We start from the raw sequence: 13143 nt of genomic DNA on the forward strand, positions 1-13143 counted from the left end.
TAATAGCCATGAAAACAGCCATCATTTTTCTAACCAGTCTGTTTATGGTCACCGCTTTAAATGCTCAACCGCACAAAAAGCGCCCGCTCTCCGGGCGGCCTCCGGACATGGTGTATGTGCCAGCGGGCCTATACAGACCATTTATGCAGCAGGGCGATAAAAGCGGGCGCGTACAGCTACAGGCATTTTATATGGATGATCACGCCGTCACAAATCAGGAATTCCTTGCCTTTATAAAGGCCAATCCAAAATGGGCCAAATCAAAGATCCCCGGACTTCTGGCAGATCAAAATTACTTAGAACAATGGTCCGGTGATTACCAAATAGGAAATCCGGCCATCTGCAACAGTCCGGTTACCAATGTTTGCTGGTACGCCGCGGCGGCTTACGCAAAATGGAGGGGTAAAAGCCTCCCCACACTTGATCAGTGGGAATATGCGCTGAGCTTCCCTCCGGTAGGACTACCCAAAAACCGGTCGGTAACCCGTTATATCTTAGACTGGTACAGTAACCCTACTCCTGAGCATTTGGCCGCGGTAAAGACAGGCTATCAAAACGACTTAGGTATTTACGATCTGGTAGGCAGTATATGGGAATGGGTTGATGACTTTAATAGTGTGGTGGAAAGTGGCGACTCCAGAAGCCAGGGATCGCTGGAAAAGTCACTGTTCTGTGCCGCTGGCAGCCAAAGCGCCATCGATAAATCAGATTACGCCTCTTTTATGCGCTTTGCCTTTAGAAACAGTTTAAAAGCAAAATACACCGTTCGGAATTTAGGGTTCAGATGTGTCAAAAATATTAATTGAGCCTCTTTTCAAATGTTCTTCTGTCTATGACCCTAACCTATAATGATAAATTTATTCGTCATGCGCAATATAAAATTTTTAATTATCCTATTAACCTGTCTGTTGCTGGCCTGCAATAACGCCACTAAGTCCGTCTCTGAAGATAAAGTTGCCCGGACAACGCAAAACAGCGATATCTCCGCAAACTCCATCTATTTGTCCCGGGAAGAATGGACCAATCAGGACGGGCAGCAAATGCCCCTTGATGACCTGTCCGGAAAAGTACAGGTCATAGCGATGATTTTTACTTCCTGTGGTTATGCCTGTCCGCAGCTGGTGGAAAATATGCGTGCAATAGAGCTTGCATTACCCGCCGAAATTTTAAATCAGGTGCACTTTACATTAGTAAGTTTTGATACGCAGTCTGATTCTGCAGCAACCTTGAAATTATATGCCAGTCAAAAGCATCTGGATAAAAACTGGACCTTACTTCATGGCAGCCAGGATCAGGTAAGAATGCTTTCCATGCTATTAGAAGTAAAATACAGCAAACTGGCACTAGGCGGATTTAACCACACCAACCAAATTGCCATTTTAAATCAAAAAGGAGAAATCGTTAAAAAAATACAGGGACTGGACGTTCATACAAAGGAGGGACTGGAGGCCATTGAAGCCATTACCCTTAAAAAATAATGGTTGTAACCCTCCGTCAGTGGCCGTAGCCAGAGCCGACTGTTTAAGAGCATTTAATCTGGGGCACTATTTCTTTTTATCATTAGCCTGAGGTGCCGGCACCGCTACCCCGATTTGATGATTACCAGCCGTAGCTCTCCTTAAACGGATTTTCAGGATTTACGGGCTCTTGAGGATGAAAAATACCGTTTATCAGGTCCACAGGCGCTTCAGGAATGCTTAATGCAATGGTGAGTCCTCCTTTTATGCTTTTAATATCACTGATCTTAAGCCGCCCTTTGGGCGCTTTAAATTTACTCCCATATCCTGTGATAATCGCATTTTGAGATATCAGTATATTCCCGTTTTTGTTTTCAACGCCCAATTGTCCATTACCTGGGTAAAGTCCAAGTGTGACGCCGTCACTAGCGCTTATCGCTGCCAGATCAACTTTTGACCGGTTACCATTAAATCTAATATCATTCTTATCAAGGGCATACACGCCCCTTTCGTTATAGGCCGTTTTACCGATAGAAGAAGAGAACGGTCCGGCGCCGATCCAGTGAAAAGTATGATAATTACTGCCGGCCTGTACGGTTAGCCCACATTCCAACAAGTTTCCGGTTGCGTTACTGAACGGTGTTACGTCGTACCGGATATCCACCAGATTGCGGCTGTTTACAAAAACCCGGACCGTTCCCTGGATACCTCTTCCGGACGAATCAATATTTGATGGATTTTCTGACTCAGATGTCCACACACACTCCAGTGTATAAATCACCCCGCTATCCGTCTTTTGCTTTTTATATTGAGTAACCTTAGGGCTCAGTATATAAGGATTCCAGTTAAAATGATCCTTTAAGGTCTGATTTTCCGAGGTGATGGTAAGCTTTCTTCCCACGCGCATCATTAGCGGGGTTTCCAGCAAAACTTTATGGCTGTTTTGCACCTTCAGAATTCCCTTGTTTGATACCGTCACCCTTACTGGCGAAACCGGCATTTCACCCGCCAGCAATTGCCGGTAATCGGGTTTTACGAGCAATAGATTTTTTTCACTAATCTGACTGCCGTCCGGGGCAATAATCTTCAGATGTAAAGAATAATCAAAAGGGCGCAACGCTTTTTGCATGGCTATTATCTGGGGTAATGCAACGGATATTTTTTCCCTGCCTGTCTGTTGTGCCGCTTCAGTGAGCCACAACCTTCCCTCATTAAGTACCGTATCCGGTCTTACTAATTGCCAGCAAAGCTGATAACCATGCAGCGTCTTAAAATCAAAACGATTGGCAATCTCAATCCCGAATTCATTCTCCTGGCCAAAGACAGCCTCTAGCTGATCCGTCAGTATTTGAACAGGGCTGTAAACCTTTCTCACTAAATAATAATCTTCCTGTGGATATAAATTTCCGTAGACAATCCCGTCCGCACCATTATTGCCAAAATTATCCATATAATGCGTCTGGTCAATCCATACTCCCTGCTCCACCGTGGAGAGTTGTGGCATGGAATTATCCGCTCCTTTTTCCAGCTGCTTTATGGAGCCTTTTATTTTGTCTTTGCCATCTGTCAACAGTGCCTGATCTTTCCAACACCATACCGAACCTCCGATTATTTTAGGCTGTTTATAGATATTGGCATATTGCTCTTCAAATTCATCCATTGCCAGTCCCAAAGAGTGCGCATACTCCGTTAAAATAAGGGGCTTATCTGTTTTAATCAGGCTTTCATTTAAAGCTGCAACGTCCAGGTAATGGGGCATATAAATATCTACGTTGGGGCTCTGCTTTCCCTGGTAGCGCAAATAATCCGACCCTCTTTGAGGTAATCCGCGCGGCCGCGAGCTGTCCAGCGCTTTCACATATTGGATAACCTTTTCAACGACAGGTGTATAAGGGTTCTCATTGCCGATAGACCACACAATTACACTCGGATGATTTCTGTCCCGGGTAATCGTTGACCGGGCTCTGGTGATCAGTTCCGGCAGATAAGCCGTGTCGCTCAGGTTTTTATCTCCATAGCCAAAAGGAACTTCATCACAGATATAAAATCCTAGCTGATCACAGAGGTCATAAAATTCGGGGGCAAAAGGATAATGCGCCGTGCGGATGAAGTTTATTCCGGCTGATTTCATCATTTTCAGCTCCTTTAACCTGGCAGAAAATGCAATGGCCCGACCATTTTTGGGATCTATTTCACTCAGGCAAACACCTCGAAGATGTACCTGTTGATTATTGACCATTAATTTGTAACCCTCCACCTTTACACTCCTTAGTCCGACACATTGATTGCTTTGCTGCAGAACCCGGCCGTTTTTGTCCCTTAACTTTACCTCCAGGCTGTACAATTGCGGCGTCTCGGCGGTCCATAACCTGGGATTTTTTATCAGGCCAGAAAAGCTTATTGATGGTAATGCCGTATTCTCCTTTGTCTCCCCAACCGGTGCGCCAGAACTTTTCTGATTAAATATTTCACCGGCAGACAAAAAGCGGTTAAAATCAAGGATATGATTCCCCAGAGGATCCACCAGGCTTGCAACAAGGTTCAAACTGCTGTCATTTAATACAGACCTGTCGGAACCCTTGAACCGGCCAAGGTCAATTTTTAAATCCACCCGGGCTTCATTTGGATTCAATATATCTGCTTTGAAATCAATACCCCCCAGATAGATATTATTCAAGGCAAATAACGTAACATCCCTTGAAATTCCGGAAAGAGACCAGTCATCGTTGGTATCGAACTGCCAGGTATTTTTAGGTTGCGAAGGCAGTGACCGGGTAGAAACCTGGACGGATAAAACATTGTCATCTGTTTTATTCAAAAAGGGAGTAATATCAAATTGTGCCAGATTATAACTACTGCCCCAGCAACCCACCTTTTTTCCATTAACAAAAACCGTATAGGAAAAATTTACGCCGTCAAATCGTAAAATTAAATGCTTATTATCCCACACCGGATTGTACGCAAATGTGCGTCTGTAAAGGCCGGTAAAATCTCCCAGGTCTTTGCCATACTCCGGAGCTTTTAATTGATTAATGACAGTCTCCCAGTTTCCGGGCACCTGAACCTGCTGCCAATGCTTATCATTAAAAGAATTTTGCTGCCATCCTTTCAGGCTGTCCGGCACCTGCTGACCTGGGAATATTTTAATCTTCCAGGTTCCATTCAGGGAAGTACACTGAATTTTGTCCCGGACAGGATAATACTGCGCCTTTAGTAGGGATACCTGACCAAAGATTAGGCAAATCAGGAGCCATTTACGCATTATAGATTTTCTGCTCATTTTCATGGAATAAACGAAGGGTTACTTAACTGGAAAAACATAAAATTTTCTATCCGGATTAAAATCAACCATCCACTGGTCTACAATCACATGGTTATCTAAGGCAGTTATCCTGAGATGGTGCTTACCCTGAGAAAGTTGACAGGGAAATTGATTAACAGCCTGGCCACGCAGAACATTTAGCTTCCACTTTTCTGTTCTGCCTTGTTGTCTGAAGGAGATGACCATTGGTTTTTGGTCATCCAGTTGTATTTGATACCGGATATCCCCGTTGTCATTTGGCTGCGTAGGAATAACAGCCACCCTGATGACTGCTTTACCCGATGTTTCTGTTATAAAATTAAAATCCAGCGATTGGTTTTTAGGCAGTGGCACGGCCTGACCGCTGTGGCCAAACATGGGTTCGGGCTTTGCCTTAAATGTCGCGCCGTCAAAACTGGAGGCATTTCTTGCTATAAAACTCTTATCCTGAACAATGGGAAAGTCCAGCTCAGATGAATCCGTGGCACTAGTTGCATTGTCTGCAATCTCTTTATCCGTCAGGCCAATTGGAAGTACCGGTAAGTCAAATACGGGTAAGTCTCTCGGGTTAAAACACATATCATATTGCCACTTGCCCGATGCCAGTTGATTATTATAATAATCCGTCATCTCCCGGATTTCAAAATAACTTTTCAGGCTATTGGCTGCTGCCCTCATTAATAAGGGCTGCCTTTTTATCCGGTTATGTGCATTATAGTCCCCATTAGCGAGCATCCTCGCTTTTTGGGCTTCCAGTGTTTTTATCGCCATATCAGCGGCTCCATATACCGGATATTTAATGCCCGCAAAAAAAGCATTCTGTTTATCTGCCGGAATTGTCTTTTCAACTTTCGCCACAATATTTTTAATCCTTTTATAAGCGGCCAGATAACGGTCAGCTTCATCTCCAAAGGCAGAAAAACTAAATTCCGTATTCTTAACCGGCGATATCCCTCTATCGTACTTTCCTTTATCCAGTTCTACCTGATCCCAACCCATAAATTCCGGTTTGCGAATTGCGGTAAGATGATAAAATTCCTTCATAACATCAAAGAGTTGTCCGCCAGCACTCTCGCCATAATCGCGAACCAGTGCGTTTTTCAAATGCGTTTCAACGTTGCCGTCACTTGATGTGAGGTTAATATCCCAGGCAAGGTCTAAGAAAAGTTCAAGGTCATAAGACGCCACTTTGGGATCATGTACATTAACGATCCACAACCTTTTGGCGTTATGATTGTACGCATTTTTCATTTCATGGTATATTAGGCCGGGCTGAGTTGTCGTAAGCCAAAGATAGTCATGAGGTCTGCCCCAATAACTTAGATGATAATACACCCCGGATCCGCCGCTTCTTTTTTGTTGCAGGCTGTCACTGAGCCGGGTAATATAACCGTAGTTGTCATCGCACCAGGTGAGCATAACATCATCCGGAACATTTAATCCATTTTCATAAATATCTAAAACTTCCTTATAAGGAACAAATTGCTGAGGAACCTTGGTAAGGTCCGCATTTACATATTTTTTGAGCAGATTGCGCTGATCATTGATGACTTCCTGCAACGCCTTTGTTTTCTCCTGCAGGGTATGCACGCCTTCCATGGAACCATCATGCTTCCCTCTCATGCCAATTGTATAAATATTTTCAGATGCCCCGACGCTTTTTAACCGAGCCGTCCAATAAGCAAGAACGCTGTCCCTGTTGGTGATATAGTTGTAAGGTCCCCTTGCACTTTCATCCCATTCTCCGTTTGCATTAGACATCAGCGGCTCACAGTGGGAGGTGCCAATGAATATACCGCAACTGTCGGCGGCCTCTTTGGCTCCTTTAGTCCAATAAAAAGGCTTCGTATTTCCATGCATCCCCGGCCAAATCATATTCGCCCTTAATCTAAGCAGCAGGTGAAATACTCTGGTATATGCCTTCGCTGAAATTAATCCGATATCACTGGAAGGGTGATAATTTAACCAGCTCCAGGGCTGCAGGGACCAGTCCTCATCATTGACAAATATTCCCCGGTATTCTACGGAAGGGTATTGTATATTCTGGTAATCATCCGGCAAGCTCAGCGTCGTCTTATGATCCGGCGTTACATCTCCCCACCAGACCCATGGAGAGACCCCCGCTAACCTGGAGAGCTCTAGTATGCCATAGGCCAGTCCTCTGCCGTCACTGCCTATTACATAAAGCTTCCCTTTTTTTACGCCTATATAAAACGCCTCCTTATGGGATATAATCTGATCGACCGGGATTTTCAGGGCTTCTAATTTAGCCAGCTCTCTTTTACTGCCCGGAAGTTGTATAAAAGTTATGATCGCATTATTATTCTTTCCATTTTTAGGGGAGAGGTACGGCCTTGGCGCAGCGCCCGTCACCTCTTGCATATCCGTGCGCCACATTTGCAATGCAGTATAAACAACCGGTGATATTTGTTCAGGTAACTGATAAGTTATCGGAGTATTTGAATGATACCAGACAAAGTCAGCAGCGCATACCTTGTTATTATAAGACAACAGCAGGCTGGCCAATATACAAATAGACAAATACGAGAAGCACGACATTTTCGGGAAGACTCTACGCATAATATTTAAATTTCAAGTTTGAATAACAGGTAATCAATTCTTTAATCAAAGCAGTTCTCCAAAAGCAGCCCCTTTGTGGGAAATGGATAGCTGATTGAACATAGTAACCCTAACGCTAAAATACCAAATGTTAGCTTTTACACGAAGGTAAGTTTTCAAGAATTGACAACTGTCCTGTACTGTCATGGTATTGGCCTAAATACTGTAATTTATTTACGGAACCGTTTCCGTAAATAAATTTAGTGTTTGTCTGATCTAATGCGTCGATTTTGAGTGGAGAATCATTCCGCATATTTTGAATCATCCTGCGATCATTAAATTAGAAAAGGGCTCAAATTATTCATTAATTTAAGCCCTTTTACACTGGCCTAGACAGACCGACGGGGATTTAATGCTCCATTCTCATACGGCAGCCGGTTTTGACATTAAACAACAAAATCTATTTCCTAAAACTCTTTATGTATAGGTGACTCTTTTTTATTTACAATTAAAGGAGGCAAAAAATCGGGGCAGGCTCATTCACCTTTGATTTGCCGGGTTCAATCATATCCAAAGCCGGATAATCATCCTCCTGCCCCGTTAAACAGCTTTACTAAACATATGACCGGCTTTTTCTGCAATTACGCTTCTTGCCTTCCTATCCAATAAATGACATATGTTTCTAAGAAACATCTTCCCTTTATCCGTTACTATTATTTCATTTTGATTCTGCAAAGTCAATCCATCCTCGGTCATCTGTGAAAGGTCGTCGCCGGCAACCTTTCTCACCCATTCAAAATGTGCTGGTTGAATAACAGCCTTCCCTTTACAGGCCAGCTCCAGGATATAGTGTCTGAAATGTATATCCGTTTTGTCCAACAGGCAGCCTCTTTGAACCGGAAAATCTCCATTATGAATAGCGCGGTAGTAACCCGCCAGTTTTTTATCGTTCTGAGCATAAGCCGATCCGATATCACTGATCGCAGAGACACCCAGACCAATTAAAAACCGTGTATTGGTTGTTGTATAGCCCATAAAGTTTCGGTGCAGCCTCCCTTGCACTGCTGCCTCATATAAACTATCCGTAGGTAAGGCAAAGTGATCCATGCCAATATCTTTATATCCTGCTTCCATAAACAACTTTCTGCCTAGAGCATAAAACGCCAATTTCTGGGATGGTGACGGCAAATCTGTCTCATCATAAAGCCGCTGTCCTCTGGCTTTCCAGGGGATATGGGCATAACTATAAAAGGCAATCCTATCCGGCTTTAAGGCAATGGTATCCAGAATCGTTTTTTCGATTGTTCTTATGGTTTGTAAAGGAAGCCCGTAGATCAAATCAAAATTAACAGATTGGAAGCCGGCTTCTCTGGCCCAGTTTGTCACATTTTTTACTTGTTGATAAGGTTGAATCCTGTTGATGATTTTCTGCACCTCAGGATCATGATCCTGTACCCCAAAGCTGATTCTTTTGAATCCGAACAATCTAAGCACTTCCAGATGTTCCCTTGTCGTATTATTAGGGTGTCCTTCTATACTACATTCAATTTGTGGATGGATATTTGCTTTTGCATAAATACCTGCCAGTAATTTCTGCAGGTTAGGACCTGAAAAATAAGTGGGCGTTCCCCCTCCCAGATGAAGCTCTCTAATCAACGGCCTGTCCTTCATTTTTTGCAGGTATAAATCCCATTCCTTTAAAATAGCATGAATATAGGGGTCTTCCACCGCCTCATGTTGTGTGGTAATAACCTTATTGCAGCCGCAATAGGTGCATAAAGAATCACAAAATGGTAAATGAATATAAACAGAGATGCCCTCCTTCTTATTGCATACAGAAAACCTTGATTGAAACTCAGACAAATACAATTCCTGGTCCAGGTTGTCCGTCCAGAACGGAACAGTTGGATAACTGGTGTAACGAGGAATCTCTTTATTATACTTTTCTAATAACAACATTGAACATTCCATCTCGTTGCCTGTTTATGGTGAACTTTAAGCAAAGCTAAAAGCTTCCTTTCAGGACGAACATGACCATGGACGGGTGGCCTTATGATTATAATCATAAGGCTATCCATTATTTATCCAAGAATTATTAAATCAGACTTAAATCCCTTGTTTTCCTTTAACCAGGTATATCCCAATTGATTGGTAATCATTTTTGTATTTCCTATGGTGAACGGTGGTGTATTGCTGTGATGATGTCCGTACACCCAAAAGTCAATCGCTGAATTTAAAATCAAATCATCTAAATCAACAGCAAACGCTTCATTTAAAGGGCTGTCAATATAGGCAGCTGGATAATTACGAAGTGTTGGAACATGATGTGTCACGATAAGGCGTTTGTTATGCTTTGGGGCGCTCAGGGCCTTTTGTATAAATTGTAGATTTTGTTCAAATAAGTCATTGCTATCTTCGGGCCAGAGGTCTTTCCCATTTAAAGCAATCTTATGATAATCATTCATCTGCCACTTAATCTGTGCAGACCTGCGCTCGCTTATTTTAGTCCATAGCGTAGACAAAATAATATCTATGGATGGATAACTGACTATATGATTATTCACAAACTGAACATTGGGTAAAATGTCCTCCACAAAATGACCCGTATACCCTTTTAATTCGGCATTGTAAAATTCATGATTTCCACCAAGCCAATAGGTCCATTTAAAGTGATCACTGCAATAAGTAAAAAATGCCTTCATCTCTGGGCGTTCTCTTAAACAAATCGGAATGATGTCGCCCGCTAAAATAAGGATTTCTCCCGTGGGGACTAAGGGGTTTTTCTTTATAAAATCATAGTTGTCTTTAAACTCCAAATGCAGATCGGAGGCAATTTGTATTTTCATCATTTTCATATGGTTTATTGTATTACAATCTTAATTAATCCTTCCAGCATCCTTCCTCTTTGTTTTTGTACCATGTTTATTGGATACTGGTCAAAGAGTCGGAGCTGTATCCCGGGTGCCCTGTTTATAAGTTTATTTATAATTTTTTCCGTAACCGGACATTTCAACGCTTAAGCTTATACGGCAAAGCCTTTGCGTTTATTTTCTCGTCCATTTTTCATATGCAAATCAACCAGGCGTAAAGATAGATAATTTTTTGAGTATTAAACTGATTAGGGTTAGTCATTAAAACCAGTTTAGCGCAATTTATGGGAATGGATTATATTTGACACAAAGCATCAATAGCTAGGGTCGGTCAGCAACAGGACACAGAAAATGGTATACAGAGGACCCCGGCACTAAATAGTGCCCCTGTAAAACAATTGCTGGCCAGAATTGCCCAAGGAGATCAGGCGTCCTTCAGGTTGTTTTTCGATCATTACAAAGAAAGGTTTTACAAAGCGGTTTTTAAGATGACCGGTTCTGAATTTGCTGCAGAAGAGATTGTGGGGGAAGTCTTTATGTTAGTATGCCAAAAAGAACTACTTCCGGGCATTGAAAACCCCGACAGTTCTTTTTTTACGGCTGTTTATCGTAAAGTATAACGCTTGGCGACAAGAAAAAAGGAGCCGTCAATACGACCAAGGAAATGGTTATAGCCAGTGAGAGTGACCGCCTGATTATGGAAGCCATTGAGAAGCTACCCGCGCAACAAAAGCAAATATTTGCCATGAGCAGGTAGGAAGGCCTGAGTCAGGAGGAAATCCCGGCCCGGCTGCAGATCTCCCCTAATACCGTAAAAAATCATCTCTACCAGGCCATTAAATTCATCAAGACCCAGATGGGGGCCTCTTATCTTACTTTTTGCCTTTTTTATTGGTTGTTAGAAAAATAATTTTATTTCCTACTAGTACAAAAACAAATTTGGTGTATCTGTCTAATGGATACCCATGTTATTTTACTAAAAAGGGGCGTCTAATGTAATATTTAGACGCCCCTTTTAGTTATTATCCAGGCGGTACTCCGCCACTGTAAAACATTTGTATCCGCTTTGGTCCCTGAAAAAACCTTATGGCTGACCGTAATATTTTTCTCCAATTTTTATCTTTTCGCGACCATTTGCCATTCTCCATTTATTGGTATCCCTTAATGAATAGGCACAGCCACAATATTCCTGCATATAAAACGCTTCATCTTTGCTGATCTCTAACATCCTGGAAGACCCTCCCTTTTTACGCCAATTATAGGTCCAGTAAGTAATCCCGTCATAATGTGAGGCCGCCCTGATTCCAGAATCATTAATCTGATCCATATTTTTCCACCTGGATATTCCAAGAGAGCTGCAGATTACATCAAACCCATTTTCATGAGCAAATAAGGCCGTCCTTTCAAAACGCATATCAAAACACATGGTGCACCGCACACCCCTTTCGGGCTCCATTTCCATTCCCTTTGCCCGCGCAAACCAGTCATCCACATCGTAATCTGCATCAATAAACGGGATGCCATGTTTCTGCGCAAAGCGAATATTCTCTTCTTTGCGTAATTCATATTCTTTTTTCGGATGAATATTCGGATTATAAAAAAATATACTGAATGGAATATCAGAAGCAATAATAGCCTCCATCACTTCTCCTGAACAAGGTGCACAGCAGGAATGCAATAACAGTTTTTTACCGTTTTCGGGTAAAGATAACTTCTCTCGGATTTCGTCCATTTTCTTTAATTTATCAATGGATAAAGCTGATTTAAAAATTGTAAGTCTATACATAGCGAAGATAAGAATATTTAAATTGAATAAACATAGTTGTTTAATGGACGATTATTTGCGCGGCGACAATTGCAAACAGTTGCCCCTGCAAAGACCTCATGACCTGCTAAACAAAGCGACTTATACCTATTGATTTAGATGCCAAGCGGCACCTAATTACCGGTCAACAATTAAAATAACTATGTTTAAAAATCAGATATTCATTTAAGGCATCTCTAAAGCTCCATCCTTTGATATTGCCTGTTCATATATATTATTGTACCAATTATACATCTGTTTTTGCCATTGGGAAGATTAAAGTTACCTTTGGTATTAGACTGAATTACAACATATTAATTCTACTTCACTTATAGTAAGGCAAGTAAACAAGAAGGCATAATCAAACCAGAATATTTATGAAAGCAACATTATCAATAAAAGGGATTTTCAAATCCTATAACACTGCTCCTGTTTTGGAAGACATCAACATAGAGATACAAAATGGTGACATCTACACCTTGATCGGAAAAAATGGCGTCGGGAAAACCACGCTATTGGATTTGCTGGTGGGACTGTCAATGCCCGACCTGGGAGAAATCATCTTCAATGACCTTCATGTTCAGACACAATCACAGGCCTGGAAAAAATCAATAGGGGTGGCCCTTACTACAGACCATTTGATTGAAACACTTTCTATTAATGAATACCTGACGCTTCTTGGCGGTATCTATGGTTTAGAAAAACAAAAGACTAGAAACAGAGCCGCCTCTTTGATTCGATTCTTTTTTGAAGAAACCGAAAATATAAACAAGCCCATAAAAGCTTATTCGTCCGGCATGAAAAAAAAGACGCTCCTATGTGCCGCTTTTATCCATAACCCGGACATCCTTTTATTGGATGAACCCTTTACCTTTTTGGACCCAGCTGCCTGCAGCCGGCTCTGTGAGTTTCTGAATATGCAAAAAGAACAAGGAAAAATCATTATCCTCAGTTCGCACGACCTTCTATATATCGATAAAATCGCCACAAGGATTGGCATTTTGGACAACAAACGTCTCATCCTTGATCAAACTTATAAGGAATTCAAATTAGAGAATGATTTTTTCAAAGACAATAAAATGCTGAAGCAAGTTTTGAACTATGACTCCAAAAATCTTGAAGTACTGGAAGAAATATTAAAATAATCAATTC

The 13143-nt window shown here is 41.9% G+C and carries 10 protein-coding genes; 5 read left to right on the plus strand and 5 right to left on the minus strand.

Annotated features, from left to right (window positions below; all coding sequences use genetic code 11):
• The first annotated feature begins 8 nt into the window (after nt 1-8).
• Together BLU80_RS00765 and BLU80_RS00770 are read left to right on the plus strand one after the other, a co-directional pair.
• On the plus strand, nt 9-806 hold the full coding sequence (locus BLU80_RS00765; protein ID WP_091392167.1) for a formylglycine-generating enzyme family protein: 798 nt from the start codon (nt 9-11) through the stop codon (nt 804-806).
• Nucleotides 807-866: 60 nt separating this feature from the next.
• A complete protein-coding gene (locus tag BLU80_RS00770; protein WP_170831091.1) occupies nt 867-1478 on the plus strand; it encodes an SCO family protein in 612 nt (203 codons plus the stop codon).
• Nucleotides 1479-1599: 121 nt separating this feature from the next.
• Here the strand turns inward: BLU80_RS00770 and BLU80_RS00775 are convergent, their stop codons facing one another.
• The 4 genes from BLU80_RS00775 to BLU80_RS00790 all read right to left on the minus strand — a co-directional run bounded on the left by BLU80_RS00775 (nt 1600) and on the right by BLU80_RS00790 (nt 10166).
• Entirely contained in the window at nt 1600-4737 is a 3138-nt protein-coding gene (locus BLU80_RS00775; RefSeq protein WP_170831092.1) for a glycoside hydrolase family 2 protein, read from the minus strand.
• Between the two features lie 21 nt (nt 4738-4758).
• Nucleotides 4759-7338 (minus strand): glycosyl hydrolase 115 family protein, encoded by a 2580-nt coding sequence (locus tag BLU80_RS00780; RefSeq protein ID WP_091392173.1) that lies wholly within the window; start codon nt 7336-7338, stop codon nt 4759-4761.
• Nucleotides 7339-7917: 579 nt separating this feature from the next.
• Complete coding sequence (gene hemN, locus BLU80_RS00785) at nt 7918-9288, minus strand: oxygen-independent coproporphyrinogen III oxidase (RefSeq protein WP_091392175.1); 1371 nt, start codon at nt 9286-9288, stop codon at nt 7918-7920.
• Between the two features lie 110 nt (nt 9289-9398).
• Nucleotides 9399-10166: a metallophosphoesterase gene (locus tag BLU80_RS00790; RefSeq protein ID WP_170831093.1), complete on the minus strand. Its 768-nt coding sequence runs from the start codon at nt 10164-10166 to the stop codon at nt 9399-9401.
• Between the two features lie 419 nt (nt 10167-10585).
• Between BLU80_RS00790 and BLU80_RS00795 the strand changes: the two genes are divergently transcribed.
• The gene (locus tag BLU80_RS00795; protein ID WP_091392178.1) at nt 10586-10807 is read left to right on the plus strand and encodes an RNA polymerase sigma factor; all 222 of its coding nucleotides are present in this window, start codon (nt 10586-10588) and stop codon (nt 10805-10807) included.
• 143 nt (nt 10808-10950) lie between these two features.
• A complete protein-coding gene (locus BLU80_RS20030; RefSeq protein WP_139188062.1) occupies nt 10951-11097 on the plus strand; it encodes a sigma-70 family RNA polymerase sigma factor in 147 nt (48 codons plus the stop codon).
• 174 nt (nt 11098-11271) lie between these two features.
• On the opposite strand, the gene BLU80_RS00800 is transcribed toward BLU80_RS20030, so the two are convergent.
• Nucleotides 11272-11919: an epoxyqueuosine reductase QueH gene (locus BLU80_RS00800; protein ID WP_091392732.1), complete on the minus strand. Its 648-nt coding sequence runs from the start codon at nt 11917-11919 to the stop codon at nt 11272-11274.
• A 449-nt stretch (nt 11920-12368) separates the two neighbouring features.
• On the opposite strand from BLU80_RS00800, the gene BLU80_RS00805 reads away from it, so the two are divergent.
• Nucleotides 12369-13136, plus strand: a complete 768-nt coding sequence (locus BLU80_RS00805) for an ABC transporter ATP-binding protein (protein ID WP_091392180.1) — start codon at nt 12369-12371, stop codon at nt 13134-13136.
• The last annotated feature ends 7 nt before the right edge of the window (nt 13137-13143 follow it).

The sequence above is a fragment of the Arachidicoccus rhizosphaerae genome, from assembly GCF_900107765.1.
GTDB lineage: Bacteria > Bacteroidota > Bacteroidia > Chitinophagales > Chitinophagaceae > Arachidicoccus > Arachidicoccus rhizosphaerae.

Coding starts and splice junctions, on each gene's coding strand:
- BLU80_RS00775 (WP_170831092.1), bottom strand. CDS start 4,737: ATGAGCAGAAAATCTATAATGCGTAAATGGCTCCTGATTTGCCTAATC.
- BLU80_RS00800 (WP_091392732.1), bottom strand. CDS start 11,919: ATGGACGAAATCCGAGAGAAGTTATCTTTACCCGAAAACGGTAAAAAA.
- BLU80_RS00765 (WP_091392167.1), top strand. CDS start 9: ATGAAAACAGCCATCATTTTTCTAACCAGTCTGTTTATGGTCACCGCT.
- BLU80_RS00805 (WP_091392180.1), top strand. CDS start 12,369: ATGAAAGCAACATTATCAATAAAAGGGATTTTCAAATCCTATAACACT.
- hemN (WP_091392175.1), bottom strand. CDS start 9,288: ATGGAATGTTCAATGTTGTTATTAGAAAAGTATAATAAAGAGATTCCT.
- BLU80_RS00780 (WP_091392173.1), bottom strand. CDS start 7,338: ATGCGTAGAGTCTTCCCGAAAATGTCGTGCTTCTCGTATTTGTCTATT.
- BLU80_RS00790 (WP_170831093.1), bottom strand. CDS start 10,166: ATGATGAAAATACAAATTGCCTCCGATCTGCATTTGGAGTTTAAAGAC.
- BLU80_RS00770 (WP_170831091.1), top strand. CDS start 867: ATGCGCAATATAAAATTTTTAATTATCCTATTAACCTGTCTGTTGCTG.